The sequence below is a fragment of the Azotobacter beijerinckii genome (assembly GCF_900110885.1).
Taxonomy (GTDB): domain Bacteria; phylum Pseudomonadota; class Gammaproteobacteria; order Pseudomonadales; family Pseudomonadaceae; genus Azotobacter; species Azotobacter beijerinckii.
The window spans coordinates 19,659-41,701 of the sequence record NZ_FOFJ01000031.1; the positions used below are offsets into that span (position 1 = coordinate 19,659).

General features: G+C 71.0%; 18 protein-coding genes and 4 pseudogenes. 15 read left to right on the forward strand and 7 right to left on the reverse strand.

What is annotated here, in order from left to right; translation table 11 throughout:
- Positions 1-156 precede the first annotated feature (156 nt).
- The 4 genes from BMY22_RS15085 to pncA all read left to right on the forward strand — a co-directional run bounded on the left by BMY22_RS15085 (position 157) and on the right by pncA (position 3,265).
- On the forward strand, positions 157-513 hold the full coding sequence (locus tag BMY22_RS15085; RefSeq protein ID WP_090623469.1) for a diacylglycerol kinase: 357 nt from the start codon (positions 157-159) through the stop codon (positions 511-513).
- 79 nt (positions 514-592) lie between these two features.
- The gene (locus BMY22_RS15090; RefSeq protein ID WP_090623472.1) at positions 593-1,603 is read left to right on the forward strand and encodes a phosphotransferase; all 1,011 of its coding nucleotides are present in this window, start codon (positions 593-595) and stop codon (positions 1,601-1,603) included.
- 61 nt (positions 1,604-1,664) lie between these two features.
- Positions 1,665-2,645, forward strand: coding sequence for a ribose-phosphate diphosphokinase (locus tag BMY22_RS15095; protein ID WP_090623474.1), 981 nt, complete (start codon positions 1,665-1,667; stop codon positions 2,643-2,645).
- On the forward strand, positions 2,642-3,265 hold the full coding sequence (pncA, locus tag BMY22_RS15100) for a bifunctional nicotinamidase/pyrazinamidase (protein ID WP_090623478.1): 624 nt from the start codon (positions 2,642-2,644) through the stop codon (positions 3,263-3,265). The genes BMY22_RS15095 and pncA overlap by 4 nt, the downstream gene beginning before the upstream one ends.
- Positions 3,266-3,480: 215 nt before the next feature.
- Here the strand turns inward: pncA and BMY22_RS15105 are convergent, their stop codons facing one another.
- Complete coding sequence (locus tag BMY22_RS15105; RefSeq protein ID WP_090623479.1) at positions 3,481-4,842, reverse strand: nicotinate phosphoribosyltransferase; 1,362 nt, start codon at positions 4,840-4,842, stop codon at positions 3,481-3,483.
- Positions 4,843-4,946: 104 nt separating this feature from the next.
- Between BMY22_RS15105 and BMY22_RS15110 the strand changes: the two genes are divergently transcribed.
- The 3 genes and pseudogenes from BMY22_RS15110 to BMY22_RS15120 all read left to right on the forward strand — a co-directional run bounded on the left by BMY22_RS15110 (position 4,947) and on the right by BMY22_RS15120 (position 6,782).
- Entirely contained in the window at positions 4,947-6,059 is a 1,113-nt protein-coding gene (locus BMY22_RS15110; RefSeq protein WP_090623482.1) for a CapA family protein, read from the forward strand.
- Positions 6,041-6,439, forward strand: a pseudogene (locus tag BMY22_RS25380) (NAD(P)H-dependent oxidoreductase); the annotation flags it as partial. The gene BMY22_RS15110 and the pseudogene BMY22_RS25380, both read left to right, overlap by 19 nt.
- A 97-nt stretch (positions 6,440-6,536) precedes the next feature.
- On the forward strand, positions 6,537-6,782 hold the full coding sequence (locus BMY22_RS15120; protein WP_090623484.1) for a hypothetical protein: 246 nt from the start codon (positions 6,537-6,539) through the stop codon (positions 6,780-6,782).
- A 40-nt stretch (positions 6,783-6,822) separates the two neighbouring features.
- On the opposite strand, the gene BMY22_RS15125 is transcribed toward BMY22_RS15120, so the two are convergent.
- The 3 genes from BMY22_RS15125 to BMY22_RS15135 form a co-directional block, all read right to left on the reverse strand.
- Positions 6,823-7,236 carry an archease gene (locus tag BMY22_RS15125; protein ID WP_090623487.1) on the reverse strand — a complete coding sequence of 138 codons (414 nt, stop codon included), beginning with the start codon at positions 7,234-7,236 and terminating at the stop codon, positions 6,823-6,825.
- 51 nt (positions 7,237-7,287) lie between these two features.
- On the reverse strand, positions 7,288-8,361 hold the full coding sequence (ada, locus tag BMY22_RS15130) for a bifunctional DNA-binding transcriptional regulator/O6-methylguanine-DNA methyltransferase Ada (protein WP_090623490.1): 1,074 nt from the start codon (positions 8,359-8,361) through the stop codon (positions 7,288-7,290).
- A 143-nt stretch (positions 8,362-8,504) separates the two neighbouring features.
- Entirely contained in the window at positions 8,505-9,629 is a 1,125-nt protein-coding gene (locus tag BMY22_RS15135; RefSeq protein ID WP_090623492.1) for a S1C family serine protease, read from the reverse strand.
- A 217-nt stretch (positions 9,630-9,846) separates the two neighbouring features.
- On the opposite strand from BMY22_RS15135, the gene BMY22_RS15140 reads away from it, so the two are divergent.
- Positions 9,847-10,269, forward strand: a complete 423-nt coding sequence (locus BMY22_RS15140; RefSeq protein ID WP_208599296.1) for a CopG family transcriptional regulator — start codon at positions 9,847-9,849, stop codon at positions 10,267-10,269.
- A gap of 30 nt (positions 10,270-10,299) precedes the next feature.
- The gene (locus tag BMY22_RS15145) at positions 10,300-11,592 is read left to right on the forward strand and encodes an extracellular catalytic domain type 1 short-chain-length polyhydroxyalkanoate depolymerase (RefSeq protein ID WP_090623495.1); all 1,293 of its coding nucleotides are present in this window, start codon (positions 10,300-10,302) and stop codon (positions 11,590-11,592) included.
- Positions 11,593-11,679: 87 nt separating this feature from the next.
- Here BMY22_RS15145 and BMY22_RS15150 read toward each other — a convergent pair whose 3' ends face one another.
- Both BMY22_RS15150 and BMY22_RS15155 read right to left on the reverse strand, forming a co-directional pair.
- Positions 11,680-12,540 (reverse strand): EamA family transporter, encoded by an 861-nt coding sequence (locus BMY22_RS15150; protein WP_090623498.1) that lies wholly within the window; start codon positions 12,538-12,540, stop codon positions 11,680-11,682.
- Positions 12,541-12,620: 80 nt separating this feature from the next.
- Positions 12,621-12,985 (reverse strand): annotated as a pseudogene (locus BMY22_RS15155) (VOC family protein).
- A 90-nt stretch (positions 12,986-13,075) separates the two neighbouring features.
- Between BMY22_RS15155 and BMY22_RS15160 the strand changes: the two are divergent.
- The 4 genes from BMY22_RS15160 to BMY22_RS15175 all read left to right on the forward strand — a co-directional run bounded on the left by BMY22_RS15160 (position 13,076) and on the right by BMY22_RS15175 (position 18,394).
- Complete coding sequence (locus BMY22_RS15160; RefSeq protein WP_090623500.1) at positions 13,076-13,999, forward strand: LysR family transcriptional regulator; 924 nt, start codon at positions 13,076-13,078, stop codon at positions 13,997-13,999.
- A gap of 331 nt (positions 14,000-14,330) precedes the next feature.
- Positions 14,331-15,890, forward strand: a complete 1,560-nt coding sequence (locus tag BMY22_RS15165; protein ID WP_090623503.1) for an MFS transporter — start codon at positions 14,331-14,333, stop codon at positions 15,888-15,890.
- 12 nt (positions 15,891-15,902) lie between these two features.
- Complete coding sequence (locus BMY22_RS15170) at positions 15,903-16,973, forward strand: HlyD family secretion protein (protein WP_090623505.1); 1,071 nt, start codon at positions 15,903-15,905, stop codon at positions 16,971-16,973.
- Positions 16,970-18,394 (forward strand): efflux transporter outer membrane subunit, encoded by a 1,425-nt coding sequence (locus tag BMY22_RS15175; protein ID WP_090623507.1) that lies wholly within the window; start codon positions 16,970-16,972, stop codon positions 18,392-18,394. The genes BMY22_RS15170 and BMY22_RS15175 overlap by 4 nt, the downstream gene beginning before the upstream one ends.
- A gap of 16 nt (positions 18,395-18,410) precedes the next feature.
- Here the strand turns inward: BMY22_RS15175 and BMY22_RS15180 are convergent, their stop codons facing one another.
- Positions 18,411-19,313 carry a LysR substrate-binding domain-containing protein gene (locus tag BMY22_RS15180; protein WP_090623510.1) on the reverse strand — a complete coding sequence of 301 codons (903 nt, stop codon included), beginning with the start codon at positions 19,311-19,313 and terminating at the stop codon, positions 18,411-18,413.
- A 685-nt stretch (positions 19,314-19,998) separates the two neighbouring features.
- Between BMY22_RS15180 and BMY22_RS15185 the strand changes: the two are divergent.
- Both BMY22_RS15185 and BMY22_RS15190 read left to right on the forward strand, forming a co-directional pair.
- Positions 19,999-21,528 (forward strand): annotated as a pseudogene (locus tag BMY22_RS15185) (alginate lyase family protein); the annotation flags it as partial.
- A 283-nt stretch (positions 21,529-21,811) separates the two neighbouring features.
- Positions 21,812-22,043: pseudogene (locus BMY22_RS15190) on the forward strand (IS4 family transposase); the annotation flags it as partial.

Below are 22,043 nucleotides of genomic sequence, written 5' to 3' on the forward strand. Positions count from 1 at the left end.
ATGGAGGGTCGGCGCTACGTCTTGCCGCAGTCATGCAATCAGGGTAGCCAACGAGCGATCCCGCCGCGCCCCGGCGGGCGGAAACCGCCGCCGGGCGGCGAACTCCGCTGTGGCGTGTTTCACTGAATGCAGGGGCGAAGGGCCGGAGAGCAGAACATGAAGGGGCAATCGTTCGTCAAGCGCCTGGGCTTCGCCCTGCACGGCCTGCGTCTGGCGGTGGCGCGGGAGCGCAGCCTGCGCACTCATCTGCTGGCCGCCGCCGCGCTGCTCGCGGTGCTGCTGGCGACGCGGCCGGCGCCGCTGTGGTGGGCGATCCTCGCCCTGGCGGCGGGGCTGGTGCTGGTCGCCGAGCTGTTCAACAGCGCCCTGGAGACCCTGCTCGACCACCTGCATCCCGGCCGGCATCCGGCGATCGGCGCGGCCAAGGACATCGCCGCCGGCGCCGTACTGATGGCCTGCGCGGTCGCCGTACTGGCCGGGGCCGCCTTCCTGCTGCACTGGCTGACGGCATGAGCGGGGAGGACTTTGCCGGACGGCTGGTCCAGACTGCTGCGACGCCCGTCCCGGGACGGGCGGCCGCCACGGAGCCGCCATGAACGACCAGCAGGACGTCATCGCCTTTCTCTCCCGGGCCGCCAGCTACGGCGCGCCGGACGGCGAGGTGGAGCGCATCGAGACCCACGGCTCGCAGGTCTTCCTGCACGGCGAGCGCGCCTACAAGCTCAAGCGCGCGGTGGCCTACGCGGCGCTCGACTACCGCCGCCTGGACAGCCGCGAGCGGGCCTGCCGCGCCGAGCTGCGGCTGAACCGGCGCACCGCGCCCGACCTCTACCTGGAAGTGCGCTCGATCACCCACGAGGCGGACGGCGCCCTGCGCTTCGACGGCGCAGGTCCGGTGCTCGACTGGGTGGTGGTGATGCGGCGCTTTCCCCAGGCGGCGCTGTTCGAGAACCTCGCCGTCGCCGGTCGCCTGACCCCGGCGCTGGTCGAGCGCCTCGGCGCGGAGGTCGCCCGCTTCCACGCCGGCGCCGAGATCACCCCGCAATTCGGCGGCCCGCAGGCGCTGCGCCAGGTGATCGAGGAAAACCACCGGGAACTGTGCCGCTACCCGGAGCTGCTCGATCCCGGCGCCGTGGACGCCCTGCACCGCGCCAGCCTGGCCGCCCTCGACGCCCAGGCCGCGGAACTCGAGCAGCGCCGCCGCGCCGGCCGGGTGCGGCGCTGCCACGGCGACCTGCGGCTGGCCAACGTCTGCCTGCTCGACGGCCGGCCGACCCCCTTCGACGGCATCGAGTTCAGCGACCGGCTGAGCTGCATCGACGTGCTCCACGACCTCGCCTTCCTGCTGCTCGACCTCCAGCACCACGGCCTCGACGCACTGGCGACGCGCCTCTTGCACAGCTATCTGGCGCATGCCGGCGAGCCCGAGGACTGCCGGCCGCTGCCGCTGTTCCTCGCCCTGCGCGCCGCCACCCGCAGCTTCACCCTGGCCTGCAGCGCCCGCCGCCAGCGCGACCCGGCGCAGTCCGCCGACAAGGCCCGCCAGGCCCGCGCCCTGCTCGCCCGGGCCGCCGCCTGCCTGCGCGGCGGCGGTCTGCCATGAGCGCGCCGGCGACAGGGCAGGCACAATGTCTGCCTACCGATAACGAACCAGGAGTCCCCCCATGCCCACCCAGCTTCCCCTGCTCTTCGCCCTGCACGGCAGCGAGGCCTACGCCGCCCGCGTCGCCCGGCACCTCGGCCTGCCGCTGGCCGCCCACGAGGAGCGCGAGTTCGAGGACGGCGAGCACAAGAGCCGGGCGCTGGAGGCGGTCGAAGGCCGCCAGGCGGTGGTCTTCCACGGGCTGCACGGCGACGACCGGCACAGCGCCAACGACAAGCTGTGCCGCCTGCTGTTCTTCTGCGCCGCGCTGAAGGACGCCGGCGCCCGCCGCGTGCAGGTGGTCGCCCCCTACCTGTGCTACGCGCGCAAGGACCGCCGCACCAAGTTCCAGGACCCGATCATCACCCGCTACGTCGCCGGCCTGCTCGAGAGCTGCGGGGTGGACCGGCTGACCACCCTGGAGGTGCACAACGTCGCCGCCTTCGACAACGCCTTCCGCATTCCCAGCCGCAACCTGGAGGCCGCCGCGCTGTTCGCCGCGCACTTCGCCCCGCGGCTCGGCGCGGCGGAAGTGGTCGCGGTGTCCCCCGACGCCGGCGGCGCCAAGCGCGCCGAACAGTTCCGCCAGGAGCTGGAGGCGCGCATCGGCCGCCCGGTGGGCAGCGCCTTCATGGAGAAATACCGCAGCGACGACCGGATCAGCGGCTCGCTGCTGGTCGGCGAGGTACGCGGCAAGGTGGCGATCGTCGTCGACGACCTGATCAGCACCGGCGGCACCCTGCTGCGCGCCGGTCAGGCCTGCCAGGCGGCCGGCGCCACCCGGCTGTTCGCCGCCGCCGCCCACGGCCTGTTCACCGGCGGCACCGAGCTGCTCGACAGCCCGGTGTTCGAGCGCGTCGTGCTCTGCGACAGCGTGCCGCCGTTCCGCCTGCCGGCCGAGCTGGCCGCGCAACGTCTGGAAATCCTCGACTCCACCGCGAACCTGGCCGCCCTGCTCGCCGCGGACTACCGCCTGTCGCCGATGGCGGAGCTGCCGGCATGACGCGCCTGCCACCGATTGGCGAGGGCGACCTGCTGCTGGTGATCGACCTGCAGAACGACTTCTGCGCCGGCGGCGCGCTGGCCGTAGCCGGCGCCGACGAGCTGGTGCCGGCGATCAACCGCCTCGCCGAAGGCTTCGCCCACGTGGCGCTGACCCAGGACTGGCACCCGCCGGGCCACCGGAGCTTCGCCGCCAGCCACCCCGGCCGCCGCCCGTTCGAGACCGTCCGCCTGGCCTACGGCGAGCAGACCCTGTGGCCCGAGCACTGCGTGCAGAACACGCCGGGCGCCGAGTTCCACCCGCAACTGGCCATCCCGCAGGCCGAGCTGATCCTGCGCAAGGGCTACCGCGCCGAGGTCGACTCCTACTCGGCGTTCCACGAGAACGACCGCTGCACGCCCACCGGTCTGGCCGGCTACCTGCGCGAACGCGGCCTGCGCCGGCTGTTCCTCGCCGGCCTGGCCACCGACGTCTGCGTGCACTACACGGCGCTGGACGCGCGCCTGGCGGGCTTCGAGACGATGCTGCTGCTGGACGCCTGCCGCGCCATCGACCGCGACGGCTCGCTGGCCGCGGCGCTGGACGCCATGCGCGCCGCCGGGGTGGAGATTCTCGGGTAGGGCGGGTGCAACCCGCCAGACATGGCCAACGCCCGACGCACAATGGCGGGTTGCCCCCCTACAGGCTAATCCGTAGGAGCCAGCTTGCTGGCGATGCCTTTCGGGCTTCTGATCGCCAGCTCGTAGGGTGGAAAACGACCGCAGGTCTTTTCCACCTGCCGGTCATGCGGTCGGGTAGGGCGGGTTTCACCCGCCCTACACAAGCGACGTCGCCTTCAACCCTGCCCTGCCAGCCGGTCGACCCGCTCCGCCAGCGCGCGCAGCGTCTCGCTCACCGTCACCGGATAGCCCGCCGCCGGCTCCGAGCCGCGCAGCGCCGGCGGCAGGCGGTCGAGCTGGCGCAGCGCATGGGCGCGCACCTCCGCCAGCGGCGGCGAGGGCGCCAGGCGCCGGCCGTCCCGCATCACCGGGCGGATCAGCGCCTCGCCCTCGCCCGCCTCGCCCTCCAGCATCAGGCTGTCGCCGCAGCAGTGCCCGGCGGCGTCGTAGCGCCGCCAGACCTGCTTGCGCCCCGGCCAGGTGGCCTTGCCCTCCGAGCGCTTGCGGCGCGGCTGGCCGGCGTATTCCTGCAGTTTGTAGGCGCAGTCCAGGGCCGGGGCATCGCTCGAGGTGTCCAGCCGGGTGCCGACGCCGAAGCCGTCGATCGGCGCGCCCTCCCCCACCAGCTTGCGGATCGAGTACTCGTCCAGGTTGCCGCTGGCGAACACGGTCGCCCCGTTCAGGCCGCCCGCATCGAGGATCGCCCGCACCCGCCGCGCATGGGCGCCGAGGTCGCCGCTGTCCAGGCGCACGCCCTGGACACGGATGCCGGCCGCGGCCAGGCGCGGCGCCAGCTCGACCACCTTCCGCGCCGCCGCCTCGGTGTCGTAGGTGTCGATCAGCAGCACCACCGACTGCGGCAGGCTGCGGGCGAAATGCTCGAAGGCTTCGGTCTCGTCGGCGTGGGCCAGGACGAAGGAGTGCGCCATGGTCCCGGCCAGCGGGATGCCGAACTGCGCGCCGGCCAGCAGCGTGGCCGTGGCGTGGAAGCCGGCCAGGTAGCAGGCGCGGGCGGCCAGCAGCCCGGCCTCGGCGCCGTGGGCGCGGCGCAGGCCGAAGTCCACCAGCCGCTTGCCCGGCGCCGCCAGCACCACCCGCGCCGCCTTGCTGGCGATCAGCGTCTCAAAGTGCAGGAGGTTGATCAGCCGCGACTCCACCAGTTGCGCCTCGGGCAAGGGCGCGACGACGCGCAGGATCGGCTCGTCGGCGAAGAACGGCGTGCCCTCGGCCATCGCCTGCACCTCGCCGGTGAAGCGCAGCCCGGCCAGGTAGTCGAGGAAGGCCGGGCGGAACAGGCCCAGCCCGCTCAGCCAGTCCAGCTCCGCCTGCTCGAAGCGCAGCGTCTCCAGGTAGTCGAGCGCCTGCTCCAGCCCGGCGGCCAGGTAGAAGTTGCGCCGGGCCGGCAGCCGGCGAGCGAAGAACTCGAACACCGCGGTGTCGAGCATGTCGCGCTCGACGTAGCCCTGCAGCATGGTCAGTTGGTAGAGGTCGGTGAGCAGCGCGCCGGGGGCGGCGAGGCGGGGCGGAGCGAGCGGCATGGGGCGTTCTCCTTGCGCGGATGGGGACGGCCCGACGGCCGGCCGCCGCGGCCCGGCGGCGGCCGGGCCAGACTGAAGGGATTCGCTGCATCCGGGAGACGCGCATGTCCCGCACCAGGCTCTTTCTCGCCGGCGACCTGATGACCGCCCGCGGCATCGACCGCATCCTGCCGCATCCCAGCGATCCCCTGCTCCACGAAGCTTATGCCAGATCCGCCGACGACTACGTGGCGCTGGCCGAACGGCGCAACGGCCCGATTCCCCGTCAGGCGAACTTCGCCTACGTGTGGGGCGTGGCCCTCGCGGAACTCGAGCGGCGCCGCCCGGAGGTGCGCCTGCTCAACCTGGAAACCGCGGTGACCGCGCGCGGCTGGCCGCAGCCCAAGGGCATCAACTACCGGATGAACCCGGCCAACCTGCCGGTGCTCGCCGCGGCCGGCCTCGACTGCTGCACGCTGGCCAACAACCATGTGCTGGACTGGGGCGAAGAGGGCCTGCTCGACACCCTGCACAGCCTCGACGCCGCTGGCCTGTACCACGCCGGCGCCGGGACGGACCGCCGGCACGCCGAGGCGCCGGCGATCCTGCCGCTGGCCGACGGCGGGCGCCTGCTGGTGTTCGCCTTCGCCGGCCCCGACTGCGGCGTGCCACTCCACTGGGCGGCCGGCGAGCAGCAGCCGGGCGTCGCCTGTCTCGAGGATCTCTCGCCGGAGAGCCTGCAGCGGGTGGCCCGTTGCATCCGCGCGGCGAAGCGGCCCGGCGACCGGGTGGTGGTCGCCCTGCACTGGGGCGGCAACTGGGGGTTCGGCATCCCCGCCGAACAGCGGCGCTTCGCCCACGCACTGATCGACGCGGCCGGCGTCGACCTGCTGCACGGCCACTCCTCGCACCACGTCAAGGGCATCGAGGTCTACCGCCAGCGACTGATCCTCTACGGCTGCGGCGACCTGCTCGACGACTACGAAGGCATCGACGACCACGAGATCTGGCGCGGCGACCTGGGCCTCTTGTACTTCGCCGACCTCGACGGCGAGGGCCGCCTGCAGGCCCTGGAACTGGTGCCGACCCGCCAGCGGCGGTTCAGCCTCCAGTACGCCGAATACGCGGACCGCCAGTGGCTGCGCGATACCCTGAACCGCGAATCGGCGCGCTTCGACTGCCGCCTGCGCGACGGCGATGGGCCCGCCTTCCTGCTCGACTGGCCGGCCGCGGCCTGAGCCGGCGACGCCCACGGCCGGAGCACCCCGTAGGGCGGGTGCAACCCGCCGAACATGGCGTGGAGCCGCGCCGAAATTGGCGGGTTGCACCCGCCCTACGTCGATTTTCTACCGACGACGTCGAGGCCGAAGTGCGCCAGATCCTCTGGGCCGACGCCCTGATCTATCAGATGCCCGGCTGGTGGATGGGCGCGCCCTGGACGGTGAAGAAGTACCTCGACGAGGTGTTCACCGCCGGCCACGGCAGCCTCTATGCCAACGACGGGCGCAGCCGCCAGGACCCCAACCGCCACTACGGCAGCGGCGGCCTGCTGAAGGGCCGGCGCTACCTGCTCTCGCTGACCTGGAACGCCCCGCAGGAGCGATTTCCCGCCCCTTCGTCGGTTCCCGGCCAGAAACACCCGCACAGTTCCGCAAAGGGGGGATAGTGGACGGGCACTCTCACGTCGAGATGTGCCCAACTCCGGAGGAACCGTGATGAAACGACGCGATTTTCCAGACCATGTCGCCTGGAGCGAGGCCCGCATGAACGGGGACCACGCCCTGGCCTTCGTTGCCATCCAGTCCCGTATCCCCGCGGTGGAGATCCGTTTCCACCTCGTCTATGAGGGCGCGCACTTCCCCCGGCTGTCGGACGCCACCGAGGCGGCCGACGATGCGCTCGGCAAGCTGGTCCGTTTCGACCGGGACAACGACCCGGTATTCAGCTCGGCACTCTGTTGAGCGCCCCGGCCATCAGGCCGCGACGCCCGTCCACGCCCGCTCAGACGTCCACCACCGCCTGCGCCAGCCACTGGCCGTCGGCCTGCCGTACCACCTTGAGTTCGCAGAGCGACACCCCCTTGGCCTCCGCCGCCGGCTGGTGACGCGCCACCTCCAGCGGCTCGCCCCAGGCCGTGGCATGCAACCGGCTGCCGTCGATGGCCACCTCGAAGCGCGAGAACAGCAGGTGCCGGGTGGCCATCGCGAAGATCAGCGCGTTCAGCCAGTCCACCAATAGCAGCTCGACGTCCGGCGCGTCGCACTCGACCGCCAGCGCCTCGCGCGGCGCCACCGTGGCCGGATCGCAGATCGCCGCGGTCAGTGCCGTCGCCGCTCCGGCGAAGGCCTCGGCCAGGGTCGCGCCGCTGCCGCGCACGCCGATGTCGGCTTCGTGGGGGAAGGTCTGCCAGGGCATGGGCCGCTCCTGCCGGGGAAGATCTGGACAGCGTAGCTCCCCCGCCGTCCCTCATTCCCGCCCCTCCCGTTCGAGCAGCGCGCGCTTGCGCTCCACGCCCCAGCGGTAGCCGGACAGTCCGCCGTCGCTGCGCACCACCCGGTGGCAGGGAATCGCCACCGCCAGGGCGTTGGCGGCGCAGGCCTGGGCCACCGCGCGTACCGCCTTGGGCACCCCGGCCAGCCGCGCCACCTCGGCGTAGCTGAGGGTGGTGCCCGGCGGAATCTGCCGCAACACCGCCCACACCCGCATCTGGAAGGCCGTGCCACGGATGTCCAGCGGCAGCTCGAGACCGAGCCGCGGCGCCTCGACGAAGCCCACCACCTCGGCGACCAGTTGCTCGAAAGCGGCATCGCCGCCGATCAGCTCGGCCGCGGAAAAGCGCTCCTGCACGTCGCGCAGCAGCGCCTCGGGATCGTCGCCCAGCAGGATCGCACAGACCCCGCGCTCGCTCTGCGCGACCAGAATCGCCCCCAGCGAACATTGGCCCAGCGCGAAGCGGATCGTGCTGCCGGCGCCGCCCTTCCGGTAACGGCCGGCGGTCATGCCCAGCACCCGGTCGGCCTCGGCATGGAAGCGCCCGCCGGAGCCGTAGCCCGCCGCGTAGAGCGCCTCGGTCACCGGCGCGCCGCGCGCCAGCTCACGGCGCATCCGCCCGGCCCGCTGCGCCGCGGCATAGGCCCGGGGCGTCAACCCGACCAGCGCCTTGAAGGTGCGCTGCAGGTGCCAGCGGCTCCAGCCCGCCTGCCGCGCCAGCTCGTCCAGGCTCGGCGGCTGCTCGGCGGCCGCGATGAAGCGGCAGAGTTCGGCGACCTTCGCCGCCCGCGCCTGCGCCGGACTCCCGCGCTCCGGCCGGCAGCGCCGGCAGGGCCGAAAGCCTGCCCGCTCGGCCTCCGCCGCGCTGGCATGGAAGGCGACGTTCTCCGGCCTGGCGCGCCGCGCCGGACAGCTCGGCCGGCAGTACACCCCCGTCGTCTTCACCGAATAGACGAAACGCCCGTCCGCCTGCGGATCGCGCGCCAGCAGCGCCGCCCAGCGCGGATCGCCCAGCACCTGCGCCGCCCGCGATTGCCTCGTGGTTTTCATCTCGCCTCGCCTGCGGCCCTACGCAACGTGGTGGCCGCCCATCCCGTGTTTGCAGCAGGCACTGTAACGCCCGGGAGAAGGCGGGACACTCCGGGGCTTGCGGTTGAATTCGGAGATAATGACTGTCCCTCCCGGCCGGCCCCTCACGCCCCCGGCTGCAACGCCACTTCGACCTCGCGCTGCTTGTCGCCGCGCTTGACGGAAAGCCGTACCCGATTCCCGGCCTGGTAGTCGTCCAAGATCGCCTGCAGTTGCTCGACCGAGGCGACGGTCTTGCCGTCGACGGCGGTGACGACATCGCCGGGGACGATGCCGCCGTCGCGGGTGAAGCTCGCCCCGTCGAGCCCGGCCGCTTCGGCGGCCGAGCCCGGCGGCACGCCGAGGATGAAGACGCCTTCGATGCCGCTCAGTTCGACGAGGCGCTGGTTCAATCCCGAGTCCACCTCGACCCCCAGGCTGGGCTGCACGTATTTCCCCGTCCGGATGAGTTGGGGCACGACCCGGTTGACGGTGTCCACCGGCACCGCGAAGCCGATCCCGGCGGAGGCGCCGCTCGGGCTGTAGATCGCGGTGTTGATGCCGATCAGCCGGCCGGCCGAGTCCAGCAGCGGCCCGCCGGAGTTGCCGGGGTTGATCGCCGCGTCGGTCTGGATCAGGTGGTCGATCGCCGGGCCGCCCTCGCCCGAGAGGGTGCGGTCCAGGGCCGAGACGATCCCCGTGGTCAGCGTCCAGTCCAGGCCGAAGGGGTTGCCGATGGCGAAGACCTTCTGGCCCACCTTGAGATCGTGACTGGCCCCCAAAGGCACCGGCGGCGGCCGCTTGAAGTCCACGCCGATCTTCAGCACGGCGATGTCGTGCTCGCGGGAGGCCCCCACCAGGTTGGCCTTGAAGCTACGCCCGTCGGCCAGCTTGACCGTGGCCTCGCTGGCGCCTTGCACCACGTGGAAGTTGGTGACGACATGCCCGGCATCGTCCCAGATGAACCCCGAGCCCGTGCCGCGCGGCACCGAAAAGACGTTGCGGGTCCAGACGTCCATCACCTGCGCCTTGGTGGTGATGAACACCACCGAGTCGCGGGACCTCTCGAACAGCGCGATGGTGGCCTTTTCGTCCGCCGCCAGGTCGCCGCGGGCCTCGACCAGCCGCGGCGCGGCGTCCCGGGCGCCGCCGGGCCAGCCGTAAGCGTCCGGCAGGCCGCGCCAGAGCACGCTCAGCAGGCCGGCGGCCAGCGTGACGCCGAACAGACGGACGAGGAAGGGATCGCGCATGAAAGGGCTCCTTGATGGGGAAAAGTGGACGGATTTTATTACCTGGCGCCGCTCCTCTGTCACGCGCCCGGACCGATCCAGTCCTCGACGCGCCGGCCGGGCCGAGGCTGCGGGTACCGCTCGTCCGCTGCCCCGACCGTTGGGGAGAGTTCCTCGAGTCCGGCCTTGACTTGGCCGTTGTTCAGCCCAATCTACCATCCATACAGATGGCAAGGGGATGGTGATGAGCATTCACGAACTGCGGCCGAAGGCCGGAGACACGACGGAAAAGATCACGATCAACCTGGGGGTCGTCGACCTCGGGCAGATCGACCTGCTGGTTCAGGAAGGCTTCTATTCGAATCGAACCGATCTGATTCGTACGGCGATCCGCAATCAGTTGGCGACCCATGCCGAAGTGATCCGCGAAACGGTCGCCCGCAAGACCTTCGTCCTCGGCCTGCAGCACTACAGCCGCCGCGACCTGGAGGCCGTGCAGGCCGCCGGACAACGGCTCCAGATCCAGGTGCTGGGACTGGCCAGCATTGCCACGGATGTGCCTCCCGAACTCGCGCTGGCGACGATCGATTCGATCGTCGTGCTCGGCGCGCTCCATGCCAGCGCCGCGGTGAAGGCCGCCCTGGCGGACCGAATCCGGTGACCGCAAGAGCGGCCCAAGGAGATTCGAACCATGAACGCACAACGCCATTCCGACCTGCTCGAAGCCACACAACTGACGCGCTCCGGCCGGCTCCTCGAAGCCACCGAGCTCATTCAGCGGACGCTGGGGGGCCGCCCGGCGCCACGGCCCGCGGCCCAGGCCTGCCCGCAGGACAATGCCGGGGGAACGGTGATCGAAGGCAGCTTCCGCGTCATCGATAGCGGCCCGTTTGCCCCGGCCAGCACGGCGCCAGACGCCGAGCGGGACGCGGCAGGCGGCCGGGAGGCGCCCGAGACCGTCGGCGAACCGCTCTTCTCGTCGCGCCTCGCTGCGGCCTTGCGCGAGAAACTGGCCAGGTTCCGCGGACCGGCACCGGTCTTCGAACCGACCCTCCCCCGGCCAGCACCCGAGGCGATACCCGAGGGCGCCCGGTTCATTGCCGGCTCGTACAGCAACCCGGCGGGTACCCGCAGCTACAAGCTGTATGTCCCGAGCGGCCATGAGGGGCAGCCGTTGCCCCTGATCGTCATGCTGCATGGCTGCACGCAAAGCCCGGACGACTTTGCCGCCGGCACCCGCATGAACGAACTCGCCGAGCAGGAGCCCTGCCTGGTGCTCTATCCGGCCCAGTCGAGCGCGGCGAATTGCTCGAAGTGCTGGAACTGGTTCAATCCGGCGGACCAGCGCGCCGACCAGGGCGAGCCGTCGCTGATCGCCGGCATGACGCGCGACGTCGCGGCACGCTACCAGGCCGATCCGCGGCGCATCTACGTCGCCGGTCTGTCGGCCGGCGGCGCCATGGCCACGACGATGGCGATGACCCACCCCGACCTGTATGCCGCGGCCGGCGTCCATTCCGGGCTGCCCCACGCGGCCGCGCACGACCTGCCTTCCGCGTTCGCCGCCATGCAGCAGGGCGCCAGCGGCGCCGGACCCGCCGGAAAGGACCGGGCGCCCGCATGTCCGGTGCCGATCATCGTCTTCCACGGCGACCAGGATACGACGGTGCATCCCGGCAATGGCGACCAGGTGATCGTCCAGTTTGCGCCGACCGCTTCCCGCCACGCCGCCCAGCCGAAAACCGGCGCGAACCCGGATGTGAACGTGGAACGGGGCCAGGTGCCGAACGGGCATGCCTACACCCGCACCCTCTACCATCACCCGAGCGGCTCGCCGCACGTCGAGCAATGGACGATTCACGGTGCGGGTCATGCCTGGTCCGGGGGCAGCGCCCGCGGCTCCTATACCGATCCTCGGGGTCCGGATGCGAGCAAGGAAATGCTGCGCTTCTTCCTCGCCCATCCTGCCGGGCCGTCGAGGTAAGCGGGGCGCCGCGCGAATTTGTCTGGAAATCCAGCGCGGGCAAACCGCTGCGCGGGTTTTGCCACCCTACCGCTCGATGCCCGCCCCTCAGGCCTCCCGCTGCACGCTCGGAACGGGACGCTCCGCCGTCAGCACCAGAGCGATGCCGCCGAGCACGGCCAGGGACGCGAGGCCCAGGCGCAGGGTCAGGGCTTCGCCGAGCAGCAGGGCGCCGGCCAGGGCGGCGAGGATCGGCACGCTGAGCTGGACGGTCGCCGCCTGCAGGGCGCCGAGGCCGCTCAGGGCGCTGTACCAGACGGCGTAGCCGAGCCCCGAGGTCAGCGCGCCGGAGAGCAGCGCATAGAACAGTCCCAGCGGGTCCGGCTCGCGCTGCGCCAGCAGGAGCAGGCCGAGCCCCAGGGCCAGGGGAACGGCACGGACGAAGTTGCCGGCGGTGGCGGCCAGCGGATCGGTGGCGCCGCGGCCGAGCAGCGAATAGACCGCCCAGGCCAGGCCGGCGAGCAGCATCAGCGCGGCGCTGCCCGGTGCCGGCGCGTGGGCCCCCGGCAGCAGCAGGGTCACCAGCCCGGCGAGGGCGAGCAGCAGGCCGAGGCTCGCCCAGGGGCCGAGGCGCTCGCCGCGCTGCAGGCCGTACAGGACCATGCCGAGCTGCACCGCGCCGAACAGCAGCAGGGCGCCGACGCCGGCATCCAGCTGCAGGTAGGCGAAGGAGAAGCCGGCGGCGTAGACGAACAGCGCGACGGCGCCGGACCAGCTGCCGCCCGCCCGGCCCGGCCCGGAGCCGAGGCGCAGCAGCAGCCAGAGGGTCAGCGCGCCGGCGAGGATGCGCACGCCGGTGAAGCTGGCGGCGTCGATGGCGGTGTCCCTGAGGGCCAGGCGGCAGAGCAGCGAGTTGCCGGCGAAGGCCAGCATGGCGAGGGCGGTCAGCAGCAGGGTGCGGGCGGTCATGGGGTCGTCTCTGTGTAGAGTCCGAAGGATTGCCCGGAGTCTAGCGGCTGTCGCCCGTGGCCATCCCCACCCCCTTCGGGTCAGGACGCCGGTTCGGAAATCTCGATCAGGTTGAGGTCCGGGTCGCGCAGATAGATCGAGCGGATCGGCCCGGTCGCCCCGGTGCGCATCACCGGTCCCTCGACGACCGGCCAGTTCATCCGCTGCAGGTGGGCGATCACCGCCTCCAGCGGCTGGCTGGCGATGAAGCACAGGTCCACACCGGCAGGTGCGCCTTGGGTTCGAACTCGCGGCCGCGCACGTGCAGGTTGATCTTCTGGCTGCCGAAGCGGAAGGCCACCCGGCCGTTGCCGAAGGTTTCCAGGTGCATGCCGAGTACCTGCGTATACGTGGTGGCCTGCGGATCGGTGGCGGTCAGTACTAAGTGGTCCAGGTGGTCGATCATCGGCGTCTCCTGGGGCGTGGCGCCCGGCTTAATCCTTGCCGGGGGCGGCGGATTTGGCAAGCATGGGGGCCGTCCCGCCCGGAGTCCGCCATGTCCCTGCCCGATCTGAACCTGCTGGTTGCCCTCAACGTCCTGCTCGAAGAAGGCAGCGTGGTGGCGGCGGCGCGGCGCATGCACCTCAGCGCGCCGGCGATGAGCCGCACCCTGGGGCGCATCCGCGAGGCGGTGGGCGATCCGATCATGGTCCGCGCCGGCCGCAACCTGGTGCCGACGCCGCGCGCCCTGGAGCTGCAGGAGCAGGTGCGCCAGCTGGTCGAGCAGGCCACCCGACTGTTCCACAGCGGCGAGCATTTCGACCTGGCCGGCCTGGAGCGCTGCTTCACCCTGCGCGCCAACAACGTGCTGGTCGGCGACATGGCCGCCCGGCTGCTGCAGGAACTCGGCCGCGAGGCGCCGCGCTGCACATTGCGCTTCGTTCCCGAGGTCGAGCACGACGACGCGGCGCTGCGCCGCAACCGCATCGACCTGTTCATCGGCGCGCTGCCGGGGCTGGAGCCCGAGGCGAAGACCCAGCGGCTGTTCTCGACCCGCTTCGTCGGCCTGGCGCGGCGCGACCATCCGCTGTTCGACGGCGAGATCAGCCCCGAGCGCTTCGCCGCCTACCCGCAGGTCAGCGTGTCGCGGCGCGGCCGCGCCTGCGGGCCGATCGACGAGGAACTGGAAAAGCTCGGCCTGCAGCGCGACGTGCGGCTGGTCACCCCGTCCTTCCACGGCACCATCTTCTGCCTGCTGGAGTCCGACCTGCTGCTGCCGATCCCCGAGCATGCGCTGTGGCGCCTCGAGCGCCTGGGCCTGGGGCTGCGCCAGTTCGCCATTCCGCTGCCGCTGAAACCCTTCGAGGTGATCCAGGCCTGGCATCCGCGCTTCGACAACGACGTCGCCCACCGCTGGCTACGCCGCACGGTCGCCCAGGTCTGCCTGGATCTGTGCGCCAGCTCCGCCCCGCTCGTCTGAGCGCGGGACGCCGCCTCCGACGCCCCGACCCGTTTTGATGGCTCCCACGCTCCTGCGCTCCTGCGTGGGAGCCCTGGGCCGGACGCTCCGGCCCCCCGGGAGCGCCGAAGCGTCCCCTGCAACGTGCCCACGCAGGAGCGTGGGCACGTTCATCCCCGTCGTTGAGGGCTGCATCGATCAGTGCGCCAGACGCAATCGTCAGTTCTGTTTATTTCAATTTTCGCAACATAGACGAGCCCCTAGAATTCGCGCAATCCAATGATTCACCGGGGGTTTCGTCTGACCTCGCCGAGCCGGCGAGCAGCGCGGGCGCCCGCTCAGGAGGTACGAGATGGCTGCTCCCGCTGCGGCATCGAACACCCTGGACCTGCGCCTGACCATCGGGCTGGTCGGCGTGCTGATCGCCTCGTTCACCGCCGGACTCAACGAATACGTGACGGCGAACGCCCTGATGGACATCAAGGGTGCCCTGTCCATCGGTTACGACGAAGGCACCTGGCTGACCGTGCTGTATGCGGCCGCCGGGGTGATCGGCATGGCCTTCGCGCCGTGGTGCTCGTATACCTTCTCGATCCGCCGCTTCACGATGTTCGCCATCGTCGCCTTCGCCTTTCTCGGCTGGCTCTGCCCCTTTGCGCCCAACCTGGAAAGCCTGTACGCGCTGCGCATCCTGCAGGGCCTGATGGGCGGCTGCATACCGCCGATGCTGATGACCGTGGCGCTGCGCTTTCTGCCGCTGGACGTTCGCCTCTACGGGCTGGGCGCCTATGCGCTGACCGCCACCTTCACGCCGAACCTCGCCTTGCCGCTGGCGGCCCTGTGGACCGAGTACGCCGGTTGGGAATGGGCCTTCTGGCAGGCCATCCCCCTGTGCCTGATCTGCTGTAGCGCGGTCGGCTACGGCCTGCCGCAGGACCCGCTGCACCTGGAGCGCTTCCGGACGTTCGATACGGTCGGCTTGCTGACGGGAGTGCCGGCACTCGCCGCCCTGGTCGTCGGGCTGCTGCAGGGGGACAAGTACGACTGGTTCGAGTCGCCCCTGATCGGCACCCTGCTGATCGGTGGCGGCGGCCTGCTGGTGGCCTTCCTCCTCAACGAATGGACCCATCCGGCGCCGTTCTTCCGCCTGGACCTTCTCAAGCGGCGCAACTTCACCTTCGGGCTGATCGCCCTGGTCTGCATCCTGGTGATGATGAGCGTGATCATCGGCCTTCCGAACAGGTATTTGGCCGAGCTGCACGAGTATCGCCCGTTGCAGAGCGCTCCGCTGACCCTGCTGGTCGCCCTGCCGCAGCTGCTGGCGCTGGTCCTGGTGGCCGCACTGTGCAACAGCCCGCGGATCGACTGCCGCTGGGTGCTGGTGGCTGGCGCACTGTGCTGCGCAGCGTCCTGCCTGGGCTTCAGTTTCGTCACCGGCGAGTGGACGCGGGAGAACTTCTACCTGCTGATGGCACTGCAGATCGTCGGCCAGCCGATGGCGATCATTCCGATCCTGATGCTGGCGACCAGCGCCGTGACGCCGGCCGAGGGGGTGTTCGCCTCGTCCTGGTTCAACACCACGCGGGCGCTGTCGTCGGTGCTGGGAACCGCCCTGGTCAACCTCCTGCTCACCGAGCGCGGACGCTTCCATTCCGATGTGCTGGTGGGGCAGTTGGGCGACTCCATGCAAGTGCTGGAGGCGCACCTGAGCCAACTGCAGGCAACCCTGCCGAACCTCGGCAGGAGCGAGTTGCTCGAGGTGGTGTCGCGCCAGCTGCAGGAGCAAGTGACGGTGCTCACCGTAGCGGACATCTTCCTGGCTGCCAGCAGTCTGGCGCTGCTGGTGCTGGCGCTGACCTCGATTCTTCCCTTGCGCATCCATCCGCCGCGCTCCGCTGCCCCCGCTTCGTAACGAGGTACTGCCATGTCGCTTCAAATTTCGCGCCGGACCTCCCTGGCGCTGGTCGCCGTCCTGGCGATTGCCCTGCTCGGCTACCTGGGCTTCCGCCTGCTGCGCCCGACCGACCGGCAGAGCACCGACAACGCCTATGTGCGCGCCGACTTCACCCTGGTCGCGCCCAAGGTCTCGGGGCAGATCGTCGAACTCCTGGTGGAGGACAACCAGATCGTCCGCAAGGGCCAGCCGCTGGTGCGCATCGACCCGCGCGACTACCAGGCCGCCGAGGCCGCGGCCGCGGCCGCGGTGCTCGCCGCCCGCGCCCAGTTGCAGCGGCTGGCGGCCGACCTCGAACAGCAGCAGTCGCGGATCGCCGCAGCGCAGGCCCAGGTCGCGGCCGACCGGGCCGAGCACACCTTCGCCCGCCAGGAGCTGACCCGCCACGAGAACCTCGCGCGCGAGGGCGCCGGCAGTCTGCAGCTGGCCCAGCAGGCGCGCTCGCGGATCGGCACCAGCCAGGCCCGGCTCGACCGGGCCGAGGCGACGCTGGCCACCGCGCAGAAACAGGTGGCGGTGCTGCAGGCCGGGCGCGACGAAGCGCAGGGCAACCTGCAGCGCCGGGAAGCCGAACTCGAGCAGGCCCGGCTCCGGCTGTCCTATACCGAGATCCTCGCGCCGCTCGACGGCATGGTCGGCCAGCGCGCGGTGCGGGTCGGCGCCTACGTCAAGCCGGGCCAGGCGCTGCTCGCCGTGGTGCCGCTGCAGAGCGCCTACGTGGTGGCCAACTTCCGGGAAACCCAGCTGACCCAGGTGGCGGCCGGGCAGCCGGTCAGCGTGCGGGTCGACACCTTTCCCGATGCCGAGCTGCGCGGTCACGTGGACAGCGTGGCGCCGGCCAGCGGCCTGAGCTTCGCGCCGATCGCGCCGAGCAACGCCACCGGCAACTTCACCAAGATCGTCCAGCGCATCCCGGTGAAGATCCTCCTCGAACCCGGCCAGCCGCTGCTGGAGAAGCTGCGGGTCGGCATGTCGGTGGTCGCCACCATCGACACCCGGACCGGCACGACGCCCGCGGGCGGCCAGGGGCTGCGGCCATGAAGGCCCTGCCCGCCCTGCTGCTCTCCGGGCTGGCGCTCACCGGCTGCACGGTGCTCGGCCCGGACTTTTCCGCACCGCCCGGGGAGGCCACGGCCGACTGGAGCGAGGCGCCGGAGCGCTCGGTCTACCGCCGGACGACCCCGCAGCCCCTCGATCCCCAGTGGTGGAACCTGTTCGACGACCCGCAGCTGTCGGCGCTGCAGGCACGGGTCGTCGCGCAGAACCTCGACCTGCTGAGCGCCGGCACCCGCCTGCAGCAGAGCCGGGCGCTGCGCCGGATCGCCGGCGGCGAAGCCCTGCCGACGCTGGACGCCAACGGCTTCGCGCTGCACCAGCGCAACTCCAACTCGGGGCGGGTCGACTATTCGGGCCGGGAAGGCAAGCAGGACTTCAACCATTCGCGGGCGACCCTGGACGCCTCCTGGGAGCCCGACCTGTGGGGGCGGATCAGCCGGCACATCGAGGAAGCCGACGCCCTGCTCGAGGCCAGCGAGGAAACCCGCCGTGACGTGTTGGTGCTGGTGCTGGCCGAGACGGCGCACCATTACATCCGGCTGCGCGGCGAGCAGGCCAACGAGGCGCTGATCCGCAAGAACCAGGAGATCGCCCGGCGCCATCTCGAGCTGACCCGCATCCGCCTGGCCAACGGCATGGCGACCAACCTGGAGATCGCCCAGGCCGCGGGCCAGCTCGCCACCATCGAGGCGCACCTGCCGGCCAGCCTTGAAGAGCAGGCGCGCCTGATCAACGCCCTGAGCTTCCTGGTCGGCGGCATGCCCGATGCGCTGCGCGCCGAGCTGCAGCCGGTGCGCGGCATTCCGGTGCCGCCGCAGGCGGTGCCGATCGGCCTGCCCGCGGAGCTGGCCCGCCGCCGGCCGGACATCCGCGAGGCCGAGGCCCGCCTGCACGCCGCCACCGCCGGCATCGGCGCGGCACAGGCCGACTTCTACCCGCAGATCACCCTGACCGGCAGCTTCGGCTTCGAGTCGTCGCAGTTCGTCCCCTTCGAGTGGACCAACCACCTGTTCGCCATCGGCCCCAGCCTCTACCTGCCGATCTTCGAGGGCGGGCGCCTGAAGGGCCGGCTGGCGCTGCGCGAGGCCCGGCAGCAGGAGGCCGCCATCGCCTACCGGCGCACGGTGCTCAAGGCCTGGCACGAGGTCGACGACGCCCTGAGCGCCTACGGCGCCAGCCAGCAGCGCCAGCTCAAGCTGGTCGAGGCGGTCGGGCAGAACGAAACGGCGCTGGGCAACGCCCGCCAGCAGTACCTGGCCGGCGCCGTGGACTTTCTCAACGTGCTCAATGCGCAGCGCGACCTGCTGGCCACCGAGGAGCAGCGGATTCGCAGCGACGAGGCGGTGTCGATCAGTCTGGTGGCGCTCTACAAGGCGCTGGGCGGCGGCTGGGAGGGCACCCTGTAGGCGCCCGGCAAAAGCCTCAGGCCTCTTCGCGCAGGAGGAACCGCCACAGCTCGCGCGCCTCGGGCAGCAACGCCTCTTCCGACTTCACGCCGATCCACAGGGTGCGGCTGGCCCAGTCGTCGGTCAGCGGGATGGCGCGCAGGCCGTCCGCCAGGCGCTCGTCGCGCACCGCCGCCTCGGGCACTACGCCGATCCCCAGCCCGGCCTCGACCATCCGGCTGATCGCGTCGAAGCTGCCCACCTGCATGCGCAGGCGGAGGATGCGCTGCGCGGTCACCGCGGAGTCGATCAGCAGCCGCAGCAAGGAGGTGCCGTGGGCGAGGCCGATGTGGTCGTAGGCCAGGGTGTCGACGAAGGCGATCCTGCCGAACTTGGCCAGCGGGTGGCCGACCGGCACCAGCAGGACCAGCCGGCTCTGCCGGTAGGGCCGCAGCTCCAGGGTCGGCGCCGGCACGTTGTCGGCGAGCACCCCGATATCGATCCGCCCGCTGTCCAGCGCCGCGACGATCTCCTCGCTCAGCCGCTCCTCCAGGTTGATGCGTACCTGCGGCCGCTCGGCGAGGAAGGCGGCCAGGTCGCGCGGCAGGAACTGCAGCACCGCCGAGGTGTTGGCCCACAGCCGCAGATGGCCGCGCACGCCCACGGCGAACTCGCCGATGTCGGCAGCCATGCGGTTGACGTCGTCGAGAATGGTGCGGGCGTGCTCCAGGAGTTCCCGGCCGGCCGGGGTCAGCTCGAGCCCGCGCGGCTGGCGGACGAACAGCGGGCAGTCGATGGTCTTTTCCAGATCGCAGATCCGCTTGCTCACCGCCGACAGGGTGAGGTGGGCGCGCTCGGCCGCCCGGGTCAGGCTGCCCAGCTCGGCAGCCAGCAGAAACACCCGCAGCGACTGCAGATCGAAATGGAGGGGGTTGGTCATGACTGCTGGAAGCTCCCGAAGGCTGTAGAACCGAACATACCCCGAACGCCGCGCGGAATCTCATCCCGCGGCGCCCTGGCGATGGCCGGCATGCCGACGAAATCGTCGGCGGCAGCGGAATCGGGAGCGGCACGCGGGACAGCCGGGGGCGCGGCGGTCGGGGTGGGCACTTTACGGTGCGGCATGATGGCACACCAGCGGAGAAAACGGACCCGGGATTCCCGTCCTTGACGGCACGAACGTCCCATAGCGAGGCAGCGAGGTCGAATTGCCGGCGGATGGACCGTCCCGCCGGATACGCCGGCAAGGGAACCCGATGCCTCGTGGCCCTCTAAGGCAAAGGCCGCCCCGACGGCCGTCACGCCAGCCGGCCCGAACCGACACCGGCTGAACCACCCGACATGAAGGAAGACCGCCGATGCAAAGACTGCCAACCACGCTGGGCCTGATCGCCGCCCTGCTGCTTTCCGGACAGGCCCGGGCAACGGCCCCGGAGGCAGGCAGCGCCGGCCCCGTGCCGTTCGATGCCGGAGCGCGGTCGATCCGCGGCGATTACCCGCTGTTCGCCGGCGAGCAGCAGCGCATGACCGCGCTGGTCGAGGCGGCCAGGCGCGCCGGAATCGCGGTGCCGGTGCCCAAAGACCCCGGCGGCGGCTTCAGCCACGAACAGCACAAGCGCAACTACATGGCGCTCTACGGCGCCGGCCTCTTGTACCGGATCACCGGGGAGGCGGCCTACGCCGACTACGCGCGACGCCTGCTGCTGGAATACGCCACGCTCTATCCGACCCTCGGGCCGCACCCGGCCGCGAGCGGCGACGCGCCGGGGCGGCTGTTCTGGCAGAGCCTCAACGACAGCGTCTGGCTGGTCTATGCGGTGCAGGGTTACGCCGCGATCCGCGACAGCCTCTCGGCCGAGGACCGCCAGACCATCGACGACCGGGTTTTTCGCCCGATGGCGGCCTTTCTTTCCGAAGGCCAGCCGCAGGTCTTCGAGCTGATCCACAACCACGCGACCTGGGCCTGCGCCGCGGTCGGCATGACCGGCTACCTGTTGCGCGACGACGAACTGGTGGCCAAGGCCCTGACCGGACTCGACCGCAGCGGCCGGACCGGCTTCCTGCGCCAGATCGACCAGCTCTTCTCGCCCGACGGCTATTACACCGAAGGCCCCTATTACCAGCGCTATGCCCTCCTGCCCTTCGTGGTCTTCGCCCAGGCGATCGAGGCCAACGAACCGCAGCGCAGGATCTTCGCCTACCGGGACGGCATCCTACCCAAGGCGATCCGCACCACCGTCCAGCTCACCCACGACGGCTACTTCTTCCCGCTCAACGACGCCCTGCCCGACAAGAGCCTGAAGACCGACGAGCTTTATCAGGCGATCGCCATCGGCTACGCCGCGACCCACGACCCGACCTTCCTCGACATCGCCCGCCGGCAGGGACGTACTACCCTCACTCCCGAAGGGCTGCTGGTCGCCCGCGACCTGGCAGCGGGCAAGGCACAGCCCTTTCCCTTCGCCTCGCAGTTGTTCCGCGACGGTCCCAAGGGCGACCAGGGGGCCATTGCGGTGCTGCGCGCCGGGCCGGGCAACCGGGACCAGGTGCTGGTCGCCAAGAACAGCGCCCAGGGCATGGGGCACGGGCATTTCGACAAGCTGAACTGGCTGCTCTACGACGAGGGCGCCCCGGTCGTCACCGACTACGGGTCGGCGCGCTTTCTCAACGTCGAATCCAAGGAAGGCGGCCGCTACCTGAAGGAAAACCAGAGCTGGGCCAAGCAGACCGTTGCCCACAACACCCTGGTGGTCAACGAGACCAGCCACTTCGACGGCCAGTGGAAAGTCGGCGAAACGCTGGCGCCCCGGCAGCTGTTCTTCTCGGCGGACGGGACGACGCGGGTGAGCACTGCGGACATGGAAGGCGCCTACCCCGACGTGCGCTTTCGCCGGACCCTGGCACAGCTGTTGATCGAGGGCCTGGCCGGCCCCGTGGTGATCGACCTGCTGCGCGTCAGCGGCAGCCGACCGGCGCAGTACGACCTGCCCCTGCACTACGCGGGACAGATCACCGCGGTGGGCTTTCCGCTCCAGTCCAAGCCGACGGAGCGGCCGGTACTCGGCCAAGCCAACGGCTACCAGCACCTCTGGGTGGATGCGATTGGAACCCCGGAGGCCGGCAACGCGACGCTGACCTGGCTCAACGGCCGGCGCTTCTATACCTACCGCCTGCTGCCGCCTGCGGGGGCGAAGCTCATCCTGGCCGAGAGCGGCGCCAACGACCCGAACTTCAACCTGCGCCGCGAGCCGGTGCTGATCGAGCGCCTGGAGAACGCCCGCGACGCCACCTTCGTCGCCGTGCTCGAACCGCACGGCCTGTATGACCCACCCCTTTCAAGGTCTTTACGTAAACTCCCTTCCCTAAAACCATCAAGAGGGCAAGGCGGTGTGGGACGAGATTCTGGCGCGATTCGAGAAGCAGGCACCGGCCAGCGTCATGGCACGGCTGGTGTTGGAACGGGCGATGCCGGCTGCCTGGGTCGACGAAGTGTTCGAGACCAACCGGCAGCGCCAGTATCCCCGGGAGCTGCTGTTTTCCACCGTCGTCGAGCTGATGTCGCTGGTTTCCCTGGGGCTGCGCCCTTCGCTGCATGCCGCCGCGCGCCAGATGGACCACCTGCCCGTATCGCTGGCGGCGCTGTACGACAAAGTCAGCCGCACCGAGCCGG